The 19,889-nt window shown below is 45.3% G+C and carries 21 protein-coding genes; 3 read left to right on the plus strand and 18 right to left on the minus strand.

Annotated features, from left to right (window positions below; translation table 11 throughout):
* Nucleotides 1–20: 20 nt before the first annotated feature.
* Both ACW5MY_RS11730 and ACW5MY_RS11735 read right to left on the minus strand, forming a co-directional pair.
* Nucleotides 21–431 carry a Fur family transcriptional regulator gene (locus tag ACW5MY_RS11730; RefSeq protein ID WP_013352901.1) on the minus strand — a complete coding sequence of 137 codons (411 nt, stop codon included), beginning with the start codon at nucleotides 429–431 and terminating at the stop codon, nucleotides 21–23.
* Nucleotides 432–554: 123 nt separating this feature from the next.
* The gene (locus ACW5MY_RS11735) at nucleotides 555–1,436 is read right to left on the minus strand and encodes a YitT family protein (RefSeq protein ID WP_013352902.1); all 882 of its coding nucleotides are present in this window, start codon (nucleotides 1,434–1,436) and stop codon (nucleotides 555–557) included.
* A 118-nt stretch (nucleotides 1,437–1,554) separates the two neighbouring features.
* On the opposite strand from ACW5MY_RS11735, the gene ACW5MY_RS11740 reads away from it, so the two are divergent.
* Nucleotides 1,555–1,809, plus strand: a complete 255-nt coding sequence (locus ACW5MY_RS11740; RefSeq protein ID WP_003153013.1) for a DUF2624 domain-containing protein — start codon at nucleotides 1,555–1,557, stop codon at nucleotides 1,807–1,809.
* Nucleotides 1,810–1,840: 31 nt separating this feature from the next.
* Here ACW5MY_RS11740 and ACW5MY_RS11745 read toward each other — a convergent pair whose 3' ends face one another.
* Together ACW5MY_RS11745 and ACW5MY_RS11750 are read right to left on the minus strand one after the other, a co-directional pair.
* A complete protein-coding gene (locus ACW5MY_RS11745; RefSeq protein ID WP_013352904.1) occupies nucleotides 1,841–2,734 on the minus strand; it encodes a deoxyribonuclease IV in 894 nt (297 codons plus the stop codon).
* 11 nt (nucleotides 2,735–2,745) lie between these two features.
* Nucleotides 2,746–4,062 (minus strand): DEAD/DEAH box helicase, encoded by a 1,317-nt coding sequence (locus tag ACW5MY_RS11750; protein WP_013352905.1) that lies wholly within the window; start codon nucleotides 4,060–4,062, stop codon nucleotides 2,746–2,748.
* A gap of 165 nt (nucleotides 4,063–4,227) precedes the next feature.
* Between ACW5MY_RS11750 and vrrA the strand changes: the two genes are divergently transcribed.
* On the plus strand, nucleotides 4,228–4,944 hold the full coding sequence (gene vrrA, locus ACW5MY_RS11755; protein WP_013352906.1) for a VrrA/YqfQ family protein: 717 nt from the start codon (nucleotides 4,228–4,230) through the stop codon (nucleotides 4,942–4,944).
* A 122-nt stretch (nucleotides 4,945–5,066) separates the two neighbouring features.
* Nucleotides 5,067–6,011: a 4-hydroxy-3-methylbut-2-enyl diphosphate reductase gene (locus tag ACW5MY_RS11760; RefSeq protein WP_013352907.1), complete on the plus strand. Its 945-nt coding sequence runs from the start codon at nucleotides 5,067–5,069 to the stop codon at nucleotides 6,009–6,011.
* A gap of 19 nt (nucleotides 6,012–6,030) precedes the next feature.
* On the opposite strand, the gene ACW5MY_RS11765 is transcribed toward ACW5MY_RS11760, so the two are convergent.
* From ACW5MY_RS11765 to ACW5MY_RS11830, 14 genes are all read right to left on the minus strand, one after another.
* Nucleotides 6,031–7,152, minus strand: coding sequence for a Nif3-like dinuclear metal center hexameric protein (locus ACW5MY_RS11765; RefSeq protein ID WP_013352908.1), 1,122 nt, complete (start codon nucleotides 7,150–7,152; stop codon nucleotides 6,031–6,033).
* Nucleotides 7,145–7,849 (minus strand): tRNA (adenine(22)-N(1))-methyltransferase, encoded by a 705-nt coding sequence (locus tag ACW5MY_RS11770; RefSeq protein WP_088030688.1) that lies wholly within the window; start codon nucleotides 7,847–7,849, stop codon nucleotides 7,145–7,147. The genes ACW5MY_RS11765 and ACW5MY_RS11770 overlap by 8 nt, the downstream gene beginning before the upstream one ends.
* Before the next feature lie 125 nt (nucleotides 7,850–7,974).
* Nucleotides 7,975–8,337 carry a cytochrome c550 gene (gene cccA, locus ACW5MY_RS11775; RefSeq protein ID WP_013352910.1) on the minus strand — a complete coding sequence of 121 codons (363 nt, stop codon included), beginning with the start codon at nucleotides 8,335–8,337 and terminating at the stop codon, nucleotides 7,975–7,977.
* A gap of 349 nt (nucleotides 8,338–8,686) precedes the next feature.
* The gene (gene rpoD, locus ACW5MY_RS11780; protein ID WP_013352911.1) at nucleotides 8,687–9,808 is read right to left on the minus strand and encodes an RNA polymerase sigma factor RpoD; all 1,122 of its coding nucleotides are present in this window, start codon (nucleotides 9,806–9,808) and stop codon (nucleotides 8,687–8,689) included.
* A gap of 193 nt (nucleotides 9,809–10,001) precedes the next feature.
* Nucleotides 10,002–11,813: a DNA primase gene (dnaG, locus tag ACW5MY_RS11785; protein ID WP_013352912.1), complete on the minus strand. Its 1,812-nt coding sequence runs from the start codon at nucleotides 11,811–11,813 to the stop codon at nucleotides 10,002–10,004.
* Between the two features lie 21 nt (nucleotides 11,814–11,834).
* Nucleotides 11,835–12,341: a YaiI/YqxD family protein gene (locus ACW5MY_RS11790; protein ID WP_013352913.1), complete on the minus strand. Its 507-nt coding sequence runs from the start codon at nucleotides 12,339–12,341 to the stop codon at nucleotides 11,835–11,837.
* A gap of 255 nt (nucleotides 12,342–12,596) precedes the next feature.
* Nucleotides 12,597–13,409 carry a pyruvate, water dikinase regulatory protein gene (locus ACW5MY_RS11795; RefSeq protein WP_013352914.1) on the minus strand — a complete coding sequence of 271 codons (813 nt, stop codon included), beginning with the start codon at nucleotides 13,407–13,409 and terminating at the stop codon, nucleotides 12,597–12,599.
* Nucleotides 13,410–13,434: 25 nt separating this feature from the next.
* Complete coding sequence (gene ccpN, locus ACW5MY_RS11800; protein WP_014470676.1) at nucleotides 13,435–14,073, minus strand: transcriptional regulator CcpN; 639 nt, start codon at nucleotides 14,071–14,073, stop codon at nucleotides 13,435–13,437.
* A 100-nt stretch (nucleotides 14,074–14,173) separates the two neighbouring features.
* Nucleotides 14,174–16,213 carry a glycine--tRNA ligase subunit beta gene (gene glyS / locus ACW5MY_RS11805; protein WP_289393731.1) on the minus strand — a complete coding sequence of 680 codons (2,040 nt, stop codon included), beginning with the start codon at nucleotides 16,211–16,213 and terminating at the stop codon, nucleotides 14,174–14,176.
* Nucleotides 16,206–17,093: a glycine--tRNA ligase subunit alpha gene (gene glyQ / locus ACW5MY_RS11810; RefSeq protein WP_013352917.1), complete on the minus strand. Its 888-nt coding sequence runs from the start codon at nucleotides 17,091–17,093 to the stop codon at nucleotides 16,206–16,208. Before glyQ ends, glyS begins: the two co-directional genes overlap by 8 nt.
* A 301-nt stretch (nucleotides 17,094–17,394) precedes the next feature.
* Nucleotides 17,395–18,162 (minus strand): DNA repair protein RecO, encoded by a 768-nt coding sequence (gene recO, locus ACW5MY_RS11815; RefSeq protein WP_071347996.1) that lies wholly within the window; start codon nucleotides 18,160–18,162, stop codon nucleotides 17,395–17,397.
* 36 nt (nucleotides 18,163–18,198) lie between these two features.
* Complete coding sequence (locus ACW5MY_RS11820) at nucleotides 18,199–18,342, minus strand: YqzL family protein (protein WP_007408286.1); 144 nt, start codon at nucleotides 18,340–18,342, stop codon at nucleotides 18,199–18,201.
* 153 nt (nucleotides 18,343–18,495) lie between these two features.
* Entirely contained in the window at nucleotides 18,496–19,401 is a 906-nt protein-coding gene (gene era, locus ACW5MY_RS11825) for a GTPase Era (protein WP_014470680.1), read from the minus strand.
* Complete coding sequence (locus ACW5MY_RS11830) at nucleotides 19,382–19,792, minus strand: cytidine deaminase (protein WP_045510514.1); 411 nt, start codon at nucleotides 19,790–19,792, stop codon at nucleotides 19,382–19,384. The genes era and ACW5MY_RS11830 overlap by 20 nt, the downstream gene beginning before the upstream one ends.
* Nucleotides 19,793–19,889 lie beyond the last annotated feature (97 nt).

The following is a 19,889-nucleotide window of genomic DNA, read 5'->3' on the forward strand; positions in this document are numbered from 1 at the left end:
TGCTTATACAGGAGGTTTTTTTATCGGCACGCCGGACAGGTGCCGTAAATTTCAAATTTATGACCGCTGATGTCATACCCTTCCAAATTATCGTGAAGCTTATCCATCGGACAGGACTCAATTTCCTTCGTTTTCCCGCAGGTTAAACAGATAAAATGGTGATGGTGGTGAGTATAAGAGCATGTAAAACGGAACAGTTTTTCCCCGGAAAGCTCCGTTGTTTCCAAAATGCCGAGTTCTTCATATAAAGAAAGATTTCTGTATATGGTATCAAAGCTCAGACCCGGGTAGTCGTCATTTAATGCGGCAAGCACGTTTTTGGCGGTCAGATATTTATCAGAATCAGCAAAAAGCTGCAGCATGTCTTCTCGCTTACTCGTATATTTATACCCTTTTTCTTTCAGCAGGTTCAACGCTTCTTGTACGTTCATGAGGACCTCCCCTTTACATCACGGTATCGCTCCAAAAAGAAAATGGCAGCTGTCTGAACAGCAGGCCATTTTCCTATGCTGTATAAAATTATACCTATAAAATGATGAAAAGTAAATGAAAGCCTAGTGAATCGCGGTTTTGAACTTACCGCCCCTCGTTTCATGTGTATTCATGATCGTAATAAATGCGTTTTTATCAATTTCAAACACAATGGATTTCAATTTTGTCACTTCAAGCCTTGTCACGACCGCGTAAATGACTTCTTTGGATTCATCCGTATATCCGCCTTTTCCCTGAAGCTTGGTGGTGCCCCGTCCAAGCCGGTGCAAAATCGCGTCTGAAATTTCCGCGTACTGGTCGGCTACAATAATGACCGCTTTCGTTTCATCAAGACCCTGGATGACGGCGTCAATCGTCTTCATGGCAATATAATAAGTCATGAAAGAATACATCGCCTGCTCCGGCCCGTATACAAAACCGGCCCAAATAAAAATAAACACATTAATGAGCATAACGAATTCTCCGACTGAAAAGGGCAGCTTTTTTGTGAGAAGGATACCGAGGATCTCAGTACCGTCCATCGAGCCTCCGTTTCGGATGACAAGGCCTACCCCGAAACCGAGCAAAAGCCCCCCGAATACCGTCGCCAAAATAGGCTGGGTCGTAATGGCCTCCACATGATGCAATGAGGATTCAATCAGCGCTAAACCGACGATCCCGATAACCGTAGAGATGAGAAATGTTTTTCCGATATATTTATACCCGAAAATCATAAATGGAATGTTGAGTAACACAACGAATAAGGCGAAATTGAGGATGGGATTGGACATAAAGAGGTGGTCTAAAATTAATGAAACACCGATAATTCCTCCGTCGATCACATTATTTGGGACCAGAAACAATTCAATACTTGCGGCGGCTGAGCCCGCTCCGACCAGAATCAAGATGACCCTGAAGATAAAGTGTAAAAATGACTCTCTTTTATGCTGTTTATTTGGGGTCATAAAATCTCCTTTCCTTTAATAACTATTTTAAACAGTAAGCAACTTCATTTTACCATTAAAAGCTGTAACATTTTAATGATTTGCTCAATACATTATATTTAAAGAGGTGAAAGTATCGATGATTTTAATACAAAGAATTATTTTGCAGCGGCTCAATCAAGTCACTGCGGACGATCTCCTGAAATATTCCAAGCAATACGGAATCAGCATTACGAGAAGTCAAGCGGCTGAGGTAGCGGCTCTGATGCACGGAAAAAACATCAATATTTTTGACGAACAGGAGCGGCTGCGCCTGCTGAAAAAAGTGGAAACGATAACCTCAAAAGAAACGGCACGGAAAGTTGACGAACTTTTCAATCAATTCTCAGGGTAAAAAAAGGAGGGGTGAATTCCCCTCCTTCTTCTTATTGAGCTAATATTTTTTCAAGAAGCTCCTTATCAAATTGCTTTTCTTTCAGCATTTCGATTTCAAAACGGTATGGCGGCTTCTTATTTTTTTTGTCTTCGCCCACATACGGTGTTTCAAGGATTTTCGGAATATCGGCCAGCTGCTCGTGATGAACAATGTACTGCAGCGCGTTAAAACCGATCTCACCGAACCCGATATTTTCATGACGGTCTTTCCGGGCTCCCCTGATATTTTTACTGTCGTTCACATGAAGGACTTTTATCCGGTCGATGCCGACGATTTTATCAAACTCATTGAGAACACCGTCAAAATCATTGGCAACATCATATCCTGCATCATGCGTATGGCAAGTGTCAAAGCAGACGGAAAGATGTTCATTATGTGTAACGCCCGCAATGATCTCGGCAAGCTCTTCAAAGCTTCTTCCGCATTCTGACCCTTTTCCCGCCATTGTCTCCAGCGCGATCTGCACGCTTTGATCCGGATCAATCACTTCGTTTAATCCTTCAATGATTTTTTTGATGCCCGTTTCAGCCCCGGCACCGACATGCGCCCCTGGATGAAGCACGATCTGTTTCGCGCCGATCGCTGCCGTTCTTTCAATTTCAGAACGGAGAAAATCAACGCCCAGCTCAAACGTTGCCGGATTAGTCGTATTTCCGATGTTAATGATATATGGCGCATGCACGACAATCTCGTCGATGCCATTTTCCTTCATATGGGCGCGGCCCGCTTCAATATTCAAGTCTTCAATTTTTTTGCGGCGCGTATTTTGGGGAGCGCCCGTATATATCATAAATGTGTTCGCCCCGTACGAAACGGCTTCCTTGCTTGCGGCAAGGAGCATATGTTTTCCGCTCATTGAGACGTGTGAACCTATTTTCAGCAACCCGATTCCCCCTACTTCCCTTTGTTAGATTGGTTTCTTCTCTGTTTTCTTCTGATTTTTTCCATTTCATAGCTCATTTTCTTTTTATAGCCCGGTTTTACTTTTTTCGGCTTTTTCACAAGGCGCTTCGCAATTTGGTCTGCCTCATTTTCCGTCTTTTTACGTTTCTTGCGGCGGTGGCGGTCATCGCCTTTTTTCCATTCTCCGTTTACAAGCTCCGCATAAGCAAACTCAATGCCCATCTTCTCGAGTCTTACGAGCGCATCTTCGTCAGAAAGCTCATAAATGGTCAGTGCTTGGCCTGATGAGCCGGCGCGCGCTGTTCTTCCTACGCGGTGAACATAAAAATCCAGATCGTCCGGAAGCTCGTAGTTGATGACATGGCTTACGCCTTTAATGTCAATTCCTCTTGCCGCAAGGTCTGTCGCAATGACATAAGTGAACTCCAGATCATTAATCTGCTTCATTACCTTTTTACGCTCACGCGGCGTTAATCCCCCGTGCAGAAGGCCGATTCTCATGCCTTTTTCAGTCAGGTATTTCGCAATATGGTCAGCAGTGTTTTTCGTATTTGCAAACACAATGCCCAAATACGGATTCAGATTAGACATCATATCAAAAAGCAGCTTGTCTTTATCACGCTGTTTAGAAGGAACCAAAACATGTTCAATCTTTTCGGCTGTGATTCTTTTCGGCTCAACATGCGCGTATTTCGGATTTTCCATATACTTTTTCAAAAACGGCTTCAGCTTTTCCGGAATCGTAGCTGAGAAAACAAGCATCTGAAGTTCTTCCGGCATACGCGACCCGATGTAATCAACGTCTTCCAAAAACCCCAAATCAAGCATCAGATCAGCTTCGTCAATGACGAGAGACTGCGCTTTATAGACGTTCAATGCCTGCGCCTTAATCAGATCCGCAATCCGGCCCGGAGTTCCGACGACGAGATGAGGCTGTGTTTTCAGCTTATCAATCGATTTTTGCTTGTCCGTTCCGCCGATAAAGCATTTTGTCCGGATCTGCTCGTCTTCTGCACCCTGTGTGATTTTAAGCGCTTCCTGATAAATCTGATTGGCAAGCTCTCTCGTCGGCGCTGTGATAACAGCCTGTACCGTATCAGAACCCGGATCAATCCGATTCAGGATAGGCAATAAATAGGCGTGGGTTTTTCCCGTTCCCGTTTGGGACTGCCCGATGACGCTTTCGTTTTTCAATACAGCAGGTATCAGCCTCTTTTGAATATCTGTCGGTTCATAAAAACCAAGGCGGTGAACTGCATCTATAATAAACGGTTTTAAGTTGTATCCATCAAATTTAGTTTCTTTCATTTTTCCCAGCTCCTTAAAGCGGCACATTCTGTGTCCATCATCACATTATAACCGATTTCACTTAAAAACACCATGTCTTGGGGGAATCCTGTTTTCGAGATAGAAAAGCAAATGCCCCCTCCGATGCATATTGTAATAGCAGAGAGACAGAAAGGAGGTACAAGTATGTTTCCACAGCAGCCGATGAGAAATATGGCGCAGCAGGGCCGGCCGTTGATGAATCCGCGTATGATGATGGGAGGCAGACCGTCATTGCCGGGCCGGCAGCTGATGCAGCAGGGCCGGCAGTTATTCCCTCAGCAGCAGATTGCAGGAGCAGGCCTGAGAAACGCAGGCACAGGCGGAGGGGGCTTAAAAGGAATGCTTTCCCGTTTTTTACCCGGTTCAGGAGGAAGCGCTGCCGCGTCCGCTCCGACAGCGGCCAGCGGAGGAGCAGGCGCCGGACTGCAGGGATTGCAGGGGATTCAGAGTCTGGCAAGTCCGGCATCCCTGTCGAGCATGCTCGGCAACGTCCAGAAGGTGCTGGGCGTGGCGCAGCAGGTTACGCCGATGATCCAGCAGTACGGCCCTTTAGTACGGAATCTGCCCGCCATGATGAAGCTTTACAGTCAGTTAAGCAGCAACGATGATGAGACAGAAGATAAAGATGAGAATAAATCTGACGAGACAAAAGAAACAGACGAACAAGACAAAAAGGATGAAGCTGAAAAAACAGACGAAACAGAAGATGAAAACAAATCAGACGCCTCGTCTAAAACGTCAAAGAAAACGTCTGAAAAAGCATCCGCTTCAAAAGAAAAAGATGACGCTGAAGCAAAATCAGAAGAACGGCCGCGTCCAAAAAGAACATCGGGCAGATCAAAACCGAAATTATATATTTAACATTCTTTGATATCTCACGAAAGATTAGCTATAATGAGATCAGAAGAATGCAAGATTTAAGCCGTTTAACTACGGCTTTTTATATTGCCTCTACACTCACTTTTGATAGGAGGACATCTACATTGGACGTTATCAAAATCTCGCCGCGCGGCTATTGTTACGGCGTTGTTGATGCCATGGTCATAGCCAAAAACGCGTCACTCGATAAAACACTGCCAAGACCTATATATATACTCGGAATGATCGTTCACAATAAGCATGTCACAGATGCGTTTGAAGAAGACGGCATTTACACGCTTGACGGCACAAACCGTCTGGAGATTTTAAAGCAGATTGAAAAAGGAACCGTTATTTTCACGGCTCACGGAGTATCTCCGGAAGTAAGAAAAGCCGCTGAGGAAAAAGGGCTTGTTACGATTGACGCCACATGCCCGGACGTCACAAAAACACATGACTTAATCCGAAAAGTAAAAGCGGAAGGCTATCACGTCATTTATATCGGCAAAAAAGGCCACCCTGAGCCTGAAGGAGCCGTCGGCGTCGCCCCTGAAATCGTTCATCTCGTTGAAACAGAGGAAGACGTGAGAAACCTCGATATTCAGGCTGAAAAATTAATCGTTACTAACCAAACGACAATGTCCCAGTGGGACGTCCATGATATTATGGAATCAGTCAAAGAAAAGTATCCGCACGTGGAATATCATCAGGAAATCTGCCTGGCCACACAGGTTCGTCAAGAAGCTGTATCAGAGCAGGCAAAAAAAGCGGACTTAACCATTGTTGTCGGCGATCCGAAAAGCAATAACTCCAACAGACTGGCTCAAGTGTCGGAAGAAATCGCCGGAACAAAAGCCTATCGCATCGGTGACATCAGTGAACTGAAGCTCGAATGGCTGAAAGACGTCAATACCGTCGCCGTTACCGCAGGCGCGTCAACACCGACACCGATTACAAAGGAAGTAATCCGCTTTTTAGAGCAGTTCGACCATAACGATGAGTCTACATGGCAGCTTGAGCACAATGTGCCGCTCAAAAAAATCCTTCCAAAAGTAAAAATAAAAAACTGAGGCCGCGGCCTCAGTTTTTTTATAAGAAGGCAAATGGATTTGTATCTGTTTCGGAAGCGAAAATACGCACGTCATAGTTTTTCTCTCCGGCCATTGCCGTAAGCTTCTCTGCTGTGCCTTTTCTCATGATCTTTTCAGCGTAATGCCCAGGATCCACGACGTTTAACCCCATCATCATCGCGTCATGCGCTACATGAAAATAAAGGTCGCCCGTCACATAAACATCTGCACCCTTCCGCTTTGCCTGATAAATATATTTATTTCCGTCTCCGCCAAGCACTGCGACTTTTTTCACCTTGCTGTTTCGCTCTCCGACCATCCGGACTCCGTTAACGTCAAACTTCTCTTTTACAAACAGCGCAAACTCTTCAAGCGTCATGTCCTGCTGAAGTTTTCCGATGCGGCCGAGCCCTTTTTCAAGCGGAGACTGCTCCACCGGATAAATATCATACGCCACCTCTTCATACGGATGGCTTTTTTTCAGCGCTTTTACGACGGCTTTCTCCATACTTGCCGGAAAAATGGTCTCAAGTCTCACTTCATGAACGAGTTCCAATTCTCCCGTCTGTCCGATAAACGGGTCCGCTCCGTCCAGAGGCTTAAAGCTGCCGATTCCCTCAGAAGAAAACGCGCAATGGCTGTAATTGCCGATATGTCCCGCTCCTGCATTGCCAAGTGCGGTTCTGACAGCTTCTTCATAGTCTTTCGGGACAAACACGGCAAGCTTTTTCAGCGGGTCCGAATATGTCGGGACGAGCACTTCCGTATCTGTCAGGCCGAGAGCTTCCGCAAGCAGATCGTTAACTCCGCCGTCCGCCACATCAAGATTCGTATGAGCCGCATATACGGCAATATCATGCTTTATACATTTCTCAATCAGTCTTCCGCCGGGCTGATCAGTGGTGATCTGTTTAAGCGGCCGAAAAATCGGCGGATGGTGAGCGATAATTAAGTCAACCTTTTTCTCAATAGCTTCATCCACCGTTTGTTCCAGAACATCCAGCGTCACCATGACGTTTTTCACCGGCTTATTCAATGTGCCGATCTGCAGACCGATTTTGTCTCCTTCCACCGCAAAAGCCTTCGGTGAAAATTGTTCAAACAGCTGGATGATTTCCTGTCCGTTTACATGTTTAGGCATGTCCGATTACCTCCTTCAGCAGAGAGATCCGCTCTTTCAGCTCAGCTAATTTTTCTTGGTTTTCATGCTTTGCGCTGCGGCTGATCTGTTCATAAATTTGTTCAGTATGCTTAAGTTCCTGGCTCCATTTCCGAAGAAACACTTCATTCTTCTCTTTTAACAAAAACGGACCGGCAAGCATTCCGGCAGCCATCGAGATGTCCCGATAAGGTGCATCACGGTCGCCGGTTTCCGCGACGAGTATTTCATAACACTTTCCGTCTTCTTCAAGGATCACTTCATCAATCAGTTCATAGCCTTCCTGATAAAGCCACTCTCTTATATGAACGGCATGAATATTCGGCTGCAGAATCAGCCGTTCACGCCCCGTCAGTTTTGTTTTTCCGGACTCCAAAATATGAGCGATCAGCGCTCCGCCCATGCCCGCAATTGTAATGGCGCCCGCTTCTCCCTTTTCAAGGACGCTCAGCCCGTCACCTTTCCTTACGGAGATAAGAGTGCTTAAGTCCAGTTTTTCCACCTGCTGTTTGGCGGATAGAAACGGCCCGTCTGTAATTTCACCGGCAATTGCGCGGCTCGCTAAATGATTCAAAACGGCATAGCAAGGAAGATACGCATGGTCTGACCCGATATCAGCAACCAGGGCACCCGGAGGGATATATTCCGCTACAGACTGCAATCTTTTAGATAACTTCATTTCATTCACAATATCACAACTTTTCTCAGGTTCTTTTTCCTTTACTATCATATAAAAAAACCGCCCGGAATCCAAGCGGCGGATAGAGTTTTTCATATGTCTTTTATATAGGGACCGGTAAAATTTTATTTAATCTTAGAAACCCATTTTGCCATGTCATCCAGCTTTTCGGCCGGAACAAGGCCTGCAGGCATCCCGTTGCCGCCCTTTTCAATTCTTGTTTTAATCGCAGCGACATCTTTTCTTTTGCCGACGCCTTTTAAGTTCGGCCCTGAGACACCTTCATAGTTTTCCCCGTGACAGGTGATGCAGTTCGCTTTATAAATTTCTTCAGGTGAAGCGTTTGCAGTTTCCTTTTCGGCATTTTTGCTTTCACCGCCGCTTGCGATCTGATGCGCATCTCCATTTCCTTTCACTGACAGAAAGAAAGTCAGCCCTATTCCCAGAACTGCAATGAGCAAAAAAGGAATCAGCGGATTCCACTTCATATCTCCATCCCCCTTTTTTCATTCTCCCCCTATGTAAACACTTCTAATTCTAACTTATTTTTACAAAATGTAAATGGTCTCATTAAGCCATTTCACTGATTTCACAATTTATACATAAAACAAAAATAACTGTTTTGTTTATCCAAAATTATCTTTATTCTATTGTATAATGAATTGTATACGCTTACAATAAGGAATATAAATAAACTTATCTCATTATCCCCCTTAAAAGGACATGCCGCATTTTTCCGAACTCATTTGCAAAACAAATGCTTATCCAGTAAAATAAAGGTATATTATCCATATATCTTATACATAAAAAAGAACGGATCAACAGACCCGTTCCATTCTATTCGAGAAAATCCTTCAGACGTTTGCTTCTGCTCGGATGTCTCAATTTGCGAAGCGCTTTTGCTTCAATTTGGCGAATACGCTCTCTCGTTACTCCAAACACTTTGCCGACTTCTTCCAGCGTTCTTGTGCGTCCGTCATCCAGACCGAAACGGAGACGCAGCACGTTTTCTTCACGATCCGTCAACGTATCCAGCACGTCTTCCAGCTGTTCTTTCAAAAGCTCATATGCCGCATGATCCGACGGAGACGTCGCTTCCTGGTCTTCGATGAAATCACCGAGATGTGAATCGTCTTCCTCACCGATCGGCGTTTCTAAAGAAACAGGCTCTTGGGCAATTTTTAATATTTCACGGACTTTTTCAGGCGTAAGATCCATGTCTTCAGCAATCTCTTCCGGTGTCGGCTCTCTGCCCAGATCCTGAAGAAGCTGACGCTGCACACGGATTAATTTGTTGATGGTTTCCACCATGTGAACAGGGATACGAATCGTTCTCGCCTGGTCAGCGATGGCGCGTGTAATCGCCTGTCTGATCCACCAAGTTGCATACGTACTGAATTTATATCCTTTACGGTAGTCAAACTTTTCGACGGCTTTCATGAGACCCATGTTTCCTTCTTGGATTAAGTCTAAGAAAAGCATGCCGCGGCCGACATACCGTTTAGCAATGCTGACAACTAAACGAAGGTTTGCTTCAGCCAATCTGCGTTTAGATTCCTCGTCACCCTCTTCAATTTTTTGAGCGTAGGTGATTTCTTCTTTAGCAGAAAGAAGATTTACCCGTCCGATTTCCTTGAGGTACATGCGGACTGGATCATTGATCTTTACGCCAGGCGGTACGCTGAGGTCATTAAGGTCAAATTCTTCTTCGGCTTTGGCAAGCTGTTGAATATTAGGATCTTCTGTTTCTTCATTTTCACTAATTAATTCAACACCTTGTTCTCCTAAAAATTCATAATACTCATCCATTTGGTCTGATTCAATTTCAAAGCTGGACATGCGTTCAGCAATTTCTTCATATGTTAAAACGCCACGTTTTTTTCCAGTTTCAGTCAGCTGGTCTTTTACCTGATCCAGTGTAAGTTCTGTTTCTGTCTCGTGGGTTTGTTTATCAGCCATTATGGATCCCTCCTTCCAAAGCTTGCAACGAATTCTAAAAGCGGTATGTTTCTTATCCGTCCCGGGAGCTTTCTTTCTTTTTCAGCATGCAGGGCAGCAGATAATAAATGACAATTCATGATGAGGTTAAACGATCTATTTGCTCCTCCGCAAGGAATCATTGCCAATGAGAACGCGAGCCTCTTTTTTGATGTTATTTTAATGATCGGTTCAATGCGACAATTTCTTGAGCCAGAGACGCAGCTTTCACAAAGTCTTTCTGCCGCTCTGCATCCGCTCTTTCTGCTTCTTTTTCCTTTATCATTGACCATTTTCGGTGATCCAACACTTTTTTTACGTAATCGGATAACTCGGCCTCTGAGAGCTCCTCGTTCACTTGGAGCATCCCTATATCTGAAAGCAGCTGGCTGATTTCCTCATCCTGCATTCTCGCCATAAGATGCTGCGGCGTCATTTCAGCGCCCTCTTCATAAACAGCGTACAGATATGCTGCCAGCGCACGATGTCCGTCAATGTTAAATTCAAAGCCGACACGTTCAATCACTTTCTTGATGACGTTTCTGTCTCTCAGCATATGAGCGAGAAGAAGCCTTTCCGCATTCTCATAGGCGGGACGGAGACGGCGCCGTTTCGCTTTTGTCGTCACCCGGGCCCGTCTTGTCTGCGGTTCGGCGTTTTTGTCGCCGGGGGCGTTTTGTCTGGCATAGATGGAAAGCTGTTCGGTCAGAGATTCTACCGAAAGAGAAAATTCGGAGGCGAGCTGCTTCACATACATTTCCTGCTCAAGCGACCCGGAAAGTGCGCTGATTTCTTTCAGCACTTCTTTCATGTAAGCAAGCCGGTCTCCTTCATCAGATAAGTTTTTCCCTTTGCGGAAATATTGCATTTTAAAGGCCATGACCGTAACGCTTGCATCAATGATATCGGTCTTGAATTTTTCTCCGCCCCGGGTTCTGATATAATCATCAGGGTCAAGCCCGTCAGGCATCATGCATACTCTTACCTTACAATCAGCTTTCTGCAGCAGGCCGGCCGCTTTCAGCGTAGCCTCATACCCGGCTTTATCCGAATCGTAGCAGAGAATGACCTCCTGAACATTTCTTCTGAGGATTTTCACATGCTCTTCGGTGAGCGACGTCCCCATGGTGGCGATGCTTTCTTTTACGCCTGAGCTGACGGCGGATATGACATCCGCGAAGCCTTCAAACAGAACGGCTCTCTCCTCTTTCCTGATCGGCAGGCGCGCCTTATGGAAGTTATACAGCAGCTTAGATTTATGAAACAGCGGCGTTTCCGGACTGTTCATATATTTCGGCTGCTGGCTTCCGAGCGCCCTCCCTGAAAAAGCCGCCACGGCTCCGTGATGATCATGAATGGGAAACATAATTCTGTTTCTGAAACGGTCAAAATACCCGCTGCCGTCTTCCCTTCTGATCAACAGACCCGCTTTTTCCATCTGTTCTTCCTCAAAACCGCGCTTTTTCAAGAACTTCGTCATGAAATCCCAAGAATCCAGCGCGTAGCCGATTTCAAACTCATCTATGAGCTCTTTCGTAAAACCCCTTGATAAAAGGTAATCTAACGCTTCCTGGCCTTCCTTTGTATTCATTAGCAAATGATGGTAAAATTTCTTCAGGAGCTCGTGAGCTTCCGCCATCTTGTGCTCTCCGGAAGATTCCGGCCTGGATGCAGAGTGAATCGTTATATCATCAGGGAAATCAATCTGATATTTATCCGCAAGGTGAGAAACAGCTTCCGTAAATGAATAGCCTTCCATCTGCCGTAAAAAAGAGAAAACGTTCCCGCCCGCTCCGCACCCGAAGCAATGAAAGATCTGCTTATCGCTGGAGACGGAAAACGAGGGCGTGTTTTCACCGTGAAACGGGCAGAGCCCAAAGTAGTTGCGGCCTTGCTTTTTCAATTGGACATAATCACCTATGACTTCAACAATGTCTGCTGACTGCTGCACCTGATTAACTACTTCATCTGGTATGCGGTTTCCCATCTTATAACACTCCGTCGTACATTATTCGATGTTTTGATTTGAAATCCCTTCATCATTCGACAGGATTTTTTTAAGCAGGGTAACAAATCGATTCCGATCTTCTTTATTTAATTTTTTAGGTCCTTTGGAATGGATGCCGCTTCTTCTCATTTTGCCCGACATATGACGGCTCATCAGAGCGAAGTCAATCGTGTCTTCGGTATAAGAACGGCCCCTTTCCGATAAGACGGCAATATTTCTGTTCAGCAAAAGGGATGCCAAACCGATATCCTGCGTGACTACGATGTCTCCCGATCTCACATGGTTTGCGATATATAAATCTGCCGCTTCTTTATGAGGATCAACGTATATCCAGTTCTCGTTTTTGCTTCTGGAAAGCTGGTAGTGTTCAAATGATGCGACGAAAATAACCCGAACGCTGAATTGCGATGCAATGAGCAATATTTCCTCTTTTACGGGGCATGCGTCTGCATCGACAAAAATCGTCTTTTCTTTTTCATTTAGAAGACTAATTCTCCATCCCTCCATCAATCTCCTGCATAAAAACAAGCGAAATCGCATATGCTCCATGACTGCGGATCTATTTTTGTCTTTGTCGAAAAATTTCCGGGAGTTATTCTTGACATCTTACTCGTAATAGTTTATTCGTATCACACTAAGCTTAAACCTAAAAATAAACATTTTATCACAATTTTTTATTATAATACAAACTTCGCGAAGATGCCATCCTTTTTGTTTATTCCCTATTTGCATACCCAAAAACCCAGGATAAAGCGTCCTGAGTTATCGGCCCTTTGTTTTCAGATGATGAATGATGTTCGCTGTTTCCTCGACCGCTTTATTCGAAACATCAACAACTTGGCAGCCGATCCGGGCCACGATTTTCTCGAAATACTCCAGCTCTTCTTTAATTCTGTTGATGTTGGCGTAAATGGCTTTGTCGTTTAAGCCGAGAGATTTTAACCGTTCTTTTCGAATATGGTTCAGTTTATCAGGACTGATTTTTAAACCGATGCATTTTTTCGGATCAACGCTGAACAGTTCTTCCGGCGGATCGACTTCAGGAACGATCGGCACGTTGGCCACTTTCAGACGCTTATGGGCAAGATATTGAGATAATGGGGTTTTAGACGTTCTGGATACTCCGAGCAGGATGATATCGGCTTTTAAAATGCCTCTTGGGTCCCTGCCATCGTCATATTTGACGGCAAACTCGATCGCCTCGACCTTTTTGAAATAATCTTCATCAAGCTGGCGGACGCGGCCTGGTTCATATTTCGCCGTCAGACCATAGGCTGTTTCCATTTTATCGATGAGCGGACCGATAATATCGTAATACAGCACATTCGCTTTTTCCGCTTGTTCAACTAAGTATTTGCGGATTTCAGGAACAACGAGCGTAAAACAAATAATGCCGCCGTCCGCTTTGGCGAGAGACACGACTTCATTAATGGTGCCGATATCTTCCACGTAAGGTATTCTTCTGATATGCGTATCATCGGCTGAGCCGTTAAACTGGCTGAGCGAGGCTTTTACAACGAGTTCGGCGGTTTCTCCGACTGAGTCTGATACTACGTAAATGATGCGATTGTCCATGTTATCCCCCCGTTAGTTTTCAAGCTTATATGATTTCATTTTCTGATAAACTGACAAGTATCTTGGTCATATTCGTTTTCGTAAACCGGCCGATGACCTCAAAGCCTTTATCCGTATCTTTAATAACGGGCAGGGCATCGATCTGTTTTTCAATTAAAAACTTGGCGATGTCCATCACATAATCGTCACGCCGGCAGACGGCGATATTCGGCATTCTTGTCATAATAATATGAACCGGTATTGAGGCAAGTTCCTGCTGGCCGATGCTCGCCCGCAGCAAATCTTTGCGTGACAGCACACCGACTAAGACAGCATCACGATCTACGACAAATAACGTGCCGACATCTTCTAAAAACATGGTGCAGATGGCATCGTATACCGAGACATTTTCATTGATGACGACAGGAATGGATTGAAAATCTTTCACTTGCAGCTTTTTCAGTTTATCGGCAAGCAGCTGATTTCCCGTTTTCCCCGTATAAAAATAACCGACCCGCGGACGGGCCTCTAAGAAGCCTGACATGGTGAGTATGGCCAAGTCCGGCCGCAGTGTGGCTCTCGTTAAATTGAGCTGTTCTGCAATATGCTCTCCGGTAATCGGGCCGTTTTCCTTTACAATTTGTAAAATTTGTTCTTGCCGTTTATTTAATTCGATCGTACTCACCACCTTTATGGAAGGGTTTCTTTATCTATGTTTTTCATTCTGTGATGTTATGTAAAAGGGGAAAAGACGATTGCCGATCACACAGCAACCGTCTTTTTCTTTATTTTACAATAAGATGATTCATATTAGCAAAAGACTTGATCACATCTGCAAGAGCGGTCATTTGCGCTAAACGGTTGGTTTTTAATGCTTCATTGTCTGCATTTACCATCGTATGATTAAAGTAATCTTCGATCGGCTCCTTTAATCCGCTGAGCGCGGCCAGGGCCTGTTCATAGTTTTTGGAGGCAAAGCTTTCCGCGACGCTGTCTTTTGTTTTTTGATAAGCGTCAAACAGCTTTTTCTCCTGTTCATTTTCAAACAGATCCGGCTTGATATCGCGGCTCTCGCCTTTTTTGCTGATGGAGATGACCCGTCCCAGTGCCTCAGCCGTTTCTTTAAAGCCCGGTGTACCGAGGTGTTTCTCAAGCACTCTTGCCTTATGAACAGCTGCATACGGCTCAAGGTCAGTGCTGTCCAGAACGGCTTCAATAACGTCATGACGGATGTCTTCAGCGTTCAAGACGTATTTCAGACGCTGTGTAAAGAAATCGAGGAGCTCATTTTCTTTTTCCGCTTCTGTCAATGACAGCAGCTCTTTAAAAGAAATGCCCCAGTTGCGGTCGATCAGAATGGAAACGATGCCGCTTGCCTGACGGCGCAAACCGTACGGATCCTGAGAACCTGTCGGAATCACGTCGATGCTGAAGAAGGAGGCAATCGTGTCCAGTTTATCAGCTAACGCTACAACTGCGCCGGTAAAGGTTGAAGGCACGTCTCCCCCGGCCGCTCTCGGCATATAGTGCTCATTTACCGCGGCAGCGACGGATTCATCTTCGCCGAGCATGCGCGCATATTTTTCTCCCATGACGCCTTGAAGCTCAGGGAACTCATAAATCATGTGTGTAACCAGGTCAAATTTAGAAATCTCGGCGGCGCGCTTGACAAGTTTTTGCGTCTGTTCATCAGCCTTCAGGCGGACGGCAAGTTTGCCCGCAATGGCGGCCGCTCTTCTCACTTTATCTCCAAGGGAGCCAAGCTCTTCATGGAAAACGATATTTTCCAGTTTCTTCACGTTTTCATCGATGTTCAGCTTTTGGTCTTCTTTGTAGAAGAACGCAGCATCTGAAAGTCTCGCTCTCAGCACCTTCTCGTTTCCGCGGGCAACATTTTCAATTGCATGGCTGTTCCCGTTTCTTACCGTAATAAAATGAGGCAGCAGATTCCCGTTTTCATCTTTTACCGGGAAGTAGCGCTGATGCTCTTTCATTGTTGTCACAAGCACTTCTTCAGGCAAAGAAAGAAACTCGGATTCAAAAGAGCCGTAAAGCGCTGTCGGATATTCCACAAGATGATTGACTTCATTCAGCAGATCCTCATCAATCGGAATATTCCATTTCTTATCGGCCGCAAGCGCGTCCAGCTGGCTTTGGATCATTTGTTTGCGTACTTTCGGATCAGCAATGACGTGCTGTTCTTTCAGCAGCTCTTCGTATGATGACGGTGCGTCAATAGATACTTCTTGACCGAGAAAGCGGTGTCCCTGTGTGCTCCGTCCCGTTCCTACATTTGTGATCTCAAACGGAATAACGTCTTTTCCGAATAGAGCTGCAATCCATTTGATCGGGCGGATATAGCGCAGGTCTTGTGTGCCCCAGCGCATGTTTTTAGGGAAATGCATTCCGGTAATGAGATTTTCCAGCTGCGGTAAAAGTGTCTTCGTCTCTTGTCCAGCCTGGAATTTTTGAACGAAGACATATTCCGTGCCGTTTACGTCTTTTATATACAAGTCATCCACTCCGGCACCTTGACCCTTGGAAAATCCGATAGCGGCTTTTGTCCAGTTCCCGTCAGCATCCAGAGCGATTTTTTTCGCCGGGCCTTTTGCTTCTTCCTGAATATCAGCCTGTTTTTCTGCTACGTCTTTTATATATACTGCCAGACGTCTCGGTGTATTAAAAAGTTTCACTTCGCCGTGAGCGATATTTTTTTCTGCCAGCCAGCCAGTCAGCTTTTCACCGAGCTGCACCATGCTGTCATGTAAAAAACGCGCCGGCATTTCCTCGAGTCCGATCTCTAAAAGCAAGTCTTGTTTACTCATGGGAAGAGCCCTCCTCTTTAAGCATTGGGAACCCTAATTTTTCCCGTTCTTCATAATACGTTTTTGCCACTTTTCTCGCTAAATTGCGGACACGGCCGATATAACCCGTCCGCTCTGTCACCGAGATCGCGCCTTTTGCATCGAGCAGATTAAAAGTGTGAGAGCATTTCAGCACATAATCATAGGCCGGATGCACAAGCCCGTTATCCATTTGTCTGATCGCTTCTTTTTCATACGTGCTGAACAAATGGAATAGCATATCCACATCTGATGTTTCAAAAGTATAAACGGAATGTTCATATTCAGCCATCATAAACAAATCCTTCACTGTAAATCCTGACGTCCATTCAAGATCAAAGACGTTTTCTTTATCCTGAATATAAGACGCAAGACGTTCAATGCCGTACGTGATCTCAACAGACACCGGTTTACATTCAATTCCGCCCACCTGCTGGAAGTACGTAAACTGGGTGATTTCCATCCCGTCAAGCCATACTTCCCAGCCGAGTCCCGCACAGCCTAAAGACGGGTTTTCCCAGTTGTCTTCTACGAAACGAATATCATGCTCGAGCGGGTTAATGCCGAGCGCGCGCAATGAATCTAGGTAAAGCTCTTGGATGTTATCAGGCGACGGCTTGATAATGACTTGGAATTGGTGATGCTGATAAAGCCTGTTCGGGTTTTCTCCGTATCGCCCGTCCGCAGGCCGTCTGGACGGCTCAACGTAAGCCACTTTCCACGGCTCCGGCCCGATGCTCCGTAAAAATGTATACGGGCTCATTGTGCCTGCGCCTTTCTCCACATCATACGCCTGCATGAGCACACAGCCTTCACTCGACCAGTGCTTCTGCAAGGTTAAAATCATATCTTGAATGTTCATTTCAAGCACCTCCACTTTCTCCATTCTTTTACAAGTGCGGCGGCATTCAAAAAACTCCCGTCTCTATGCTTGCCAGCCGCAAACATAGGGACGAGAGTTCTCCCGCGGTTCCACCCTAGTTGCTGAGGATGTGAATCACTCAGCCTCTTTTTAAAGGGTTGCTCAAGAATGCCTTTCGTTGCGCGCTCATCCTTAGCTTACACTGTCCTAAGGTCGCTTATATGAGTTGGACGCAAGTACTTCTTTCTGTCACTGCAACATATTTTATAATAAATGATCATATAAAAAGATGGGCAGAATGTCAACTTTTGTTTTCATCCAAAAGGTGCTTCATGCTTTCCATCTGGTCTAAAAACCGTTTAGACTTTAAATAAAGCCCTGAATATTCCTCATAATACAGATCGATTACCCGTTTAAGTTCGTTTTTGGTTTCCTGTTTTAATGAGACGCTGCCGAGCCTTCCGATATCAAAGTAATAAAAAAGCCTTAGCAGCCTTGCCGTTTGCGGCGAAATCGGAACTTTGTACGGATCCTTTCCAAAGCAGCGGTGGCAGATAAAACCGTTATCTCTTACCGAAAAATGAAACGTCCCGTCCTGGCTTTTACAGTGGACACAATGATTCAGCTCCGGATACAGTCCCATGACGCCGAGCATTTTCATCTGAACGATGAAGGTGATCACGTCCGGGTCAGTCCCTTCATTCAGCCTCTTAAAGGATTCGAGAATCAATTCGAATAAATAGGGGTTCGGTTTCTTCTCTTCCGTTCCTTTGTCAGTAAGTTCAGCGATAAAAGCGGCATATGCCGTTAAAAACAAGTCTTCTCTGATCGTTCTCATGCTGAGAATCATTTCACCCTGCTGGAGCGTGCCGAGTCCGGATGTTCTTTGCATTAAAAATGACCCGTACAAAAACGGCTGGCTGACTGCTGACAGCCGGCTGGCTGACTTCCTGGCGCCTCTTGCCATAACGCCGATTTTGCCGTGTTCCCTCGTCAGCAATGTCACGATTTTATTCGTCTCTCCGTAGTCATTCGTACGGAGCACGATTCCTTCACATTTTGTCAGCATTTCCGCACCTTCCAACAACGGGAGGGGCCAAGAGGTTTACAAAATTGGAAAATCAATTCGGGCTAGCTCATCTTCCGGTTCTTCGGGTCTTTCCAGGTTCTCTTTTTCCAGTTCTTTAAAAAGAAGGTACGTATCAACACTTCCTGTTTGAGAAAATACGTTCCAGGTAAAATTCAACACAAAAAACCCACCTTTCATCATTAAACTAGCGTGCCAATCCAAATTCTTACCCTTATCTTGACCTGATGTCCTCCTTTTCATGTTAAACAAATTTTGCTAATGAATCCCTGTTTCTGTGAGGTAATCCCAACCTTACGTATGGGCTGAAATCATTTAATATTCATCCTCTTTGAAACCGAAATCACGCAGCTGAGACATTTTATTCCGCCAGTCCTTCTGCACTTTTACCCATAGTTCCAGGTAAACGCGTGAGCCCAGCAGCGCTTCAATATCAGCCCGCGCTCTTTTGCCGACTTCTTTCAGAAGAGCTCCTTTTTTCCCGATGACGATTCCTTTTTGAGAATCCCGCTCGACCACAATGGTGGCGGCGACATGGATGGAGCCGTTTTCCTGCCCTTTAATGGACTCGATAGCGACAGCGATGCTGTGCGGCACTTCTTCCCTTGTAAGATGGAGCACCTTTTCTCTGATCAGTTCAGAAATAATAAACCGCTCTGGATGGTCAGTCACCTGATCACTCGGATAGAACTGAGGCCCTTCCGGTAAATACGCTTCAATCTGTGCGAGCAGGGTCTCGACGTTGTTTCCTTCCAAAGCTGAGATCGGCACGATTTCCTTAAACGGATAGCGCGTACGGTACTCATCAATTAAAAGAAGGAGCTGATCAGGGTGGATCTTATCAATTTTGTTTACGATCAGAAAAACGGGCGTGGACGTCTGTCCGAGCTTTTCAATGATAAACTCGTCGCCCTTTCCGTACCCTTCTTCGGCGTTAATCATAAATAACACCAAGTCAACTTCTTTCAGCGTGTTTTGCGCCACTTTCATCATAAAATCGCCAAGCTTGTGCTTCGGCTTGTGAATACCCGGTGTATCAATAAAAATGGTCTGCGATGTGCCTGTTGTCAGCACCCCTTGGACTTTATTTCTTGTCGTCTGTGGTTTGTCGCTCATTATGGCGATCTTTTGACCGATGACCCTGTTTAAAAAGGTAGACTTTCCTACGTTCGGTCTTCCGATGATAGATACAAATCCTGATTTAAAGCTTTCGTTCGTCATGTAAATCCTCCGATGAAAATGCGCCCGGCAATAATTCTTCCGCAGTCATTTCTTTTATTTGTCCTTGTAAGTTGGTCAGAACAACAAGCATATCCTTTGAACACAGCTCGGAAATCACTTGTCTGCAGGCTCCGCACGGCGAAACCGGTCCCGGAGTGTCCGCAGCCACGGCGAGCATCGCAAATTCCGTATCCCCCTCGGAAACAGCTTTGAATATCGCCGTGCGTTCAGCACAGTTGCACATGCTGTATGCCGCATTTTCAATGTTGCAGCCTCTGTACACTTTTCCGTCTTTGGTAAGAAGAGCGGCTCCCACTCTGAAGTTTGAATACGGCACATACGCTGTGTCCCGCGCTTTTAATGCTTCTGCAATCAATTCTTGTCTGTTCATGTGTACTTATTCCTCTCTTACCTTTATCCTGTATGATACCGCTGTCACTTTTATTTTACATAATTATGATTGGTTTTTCACGCCCATTTTTGGCAAT

The organism is Bacillus sp. Bwzl_19, from assembly GCF_054900515.1.

Excerpts from the sequence above, each read along its gene's own strand:
- ACW5MY_RS11730 (WP_013352901.1), bottom strand. The coding sequence starts at position 431 with ATGAACGTACAAGAAGCGTTGAACCTGCTGAAAGAAAAAGGGTATAAA.
- ACW5MY_RS11735 (WP_013352902.1), bottom strand. The coding sequence starts at position 1,436 with ATGACCCCAAATAAACAGCATAAAAGAGAGTCATTTTTACACTTTATC.
- ACW5MY_RS11740 (WP_003153013.1), top strand. The coding sequence starts at position 1,555 with ATGATTTTAATACAAAGAATTATTTTGCAGCGGCTCAATCAAGTCACT.
- ACW5MY_RS11750 (WP_013352905.1), bottom strand. The coding sequence starts at position 4,062 with ATGAAAGAAACTAAATTTGATGGATACAACTTAAAACCGTTTATTATA.
- vrrA (WP_013352906.1), top strand. The coding sequence starts at position 4,228 with ATGTTTCCACAGCAGCCGATGAGAAATATGGCGCAGCAGGGCCGGCCG.
- ACW5MY_RS11765 (WP_013352908.1), bottom strand. The coding sequence starts at position 7,152 with ATGCCTAAACATGTAAACGGACAGGAAATCATCCAGCTGTTTGAACAA.
- ACW5MY_RS11770 (WP_088030688.1), bottom strand. The coding sequence starts at position 7,849 with ATGAAGTTATCTAAAAGATTGCAGTCTGTAGCGGAATATATCCCTCCG.
- cccA (WP_013352910.1), bottom strand. The coding sequence starts at position 8,337 with ATGAAGTGGAATCCGCTGATTCCTTTTTTGCTCATTGCAGTTCTGGGA.
- rpoD (WP_013352911.1), bottom strand. The coding sequence starts at position 9,808 with ATGGCTGATAAACAAACCCACGAGACAGAAACAGAACTTACACTGGAT.
- dnaG (WP_013352912.1), bottom strand. The coding sequence starts at position 11,813 with ATGGGAAACCGCATACCAGATGAAGTAGTTAATCAGGTGCAGCAGTCA.
- ACW5MY_RS11790 (WP_013352913.1), bottom strand. The coding sequence starts at position 12,341 with ATGGAGGGATGGAGAATTAGTCTTCTAAATGAAAAAGAAAAGACGATT.
- ACW5MY_RS11795 (WP_013352914.1), bottom strand. The coding sequence starts at position 13,409 with ATGGACAATCGCATCATTTACGTAGTATCAGACTCAGTCGGAGAAACC.
- glyS (WP_289393731.1), bottom strand. The coding sequence starts at position 16,213 with ATGAGTAAACAAGACTTGCTTTTAGAGATCGGACTCGAGGAAATGCCG.
- glyQ (WP_013352917.1), bottom strand. The coding sequence starts at position 17,093 with ATGAACATTCAAGATATGATTTTAACCTTGCAGAAGCACTGGTCGAGT.
- recO (WP_071347996.1), bottom strand. The coding sequence starts at position 18,162 with ATGCTGACAAAATGTGAAGGAATCGTGCTCCGTACGAATGACTACGGA.
- era (WP_014470680.1), bottom strand. The coding sequence starts at position 19,401 with ATGACGAACGAAAGCTTTAAATCAGGATTTGTATCTATCATCGGAAGA.
- ACW5MY_RS11830 (WP_045510514.1), bottom strand. The coding sequence starts at position 19,792 with ATGAACAGACAAGAATTGATTGCAGAAGCATTAAAAGCGCGGGACACA.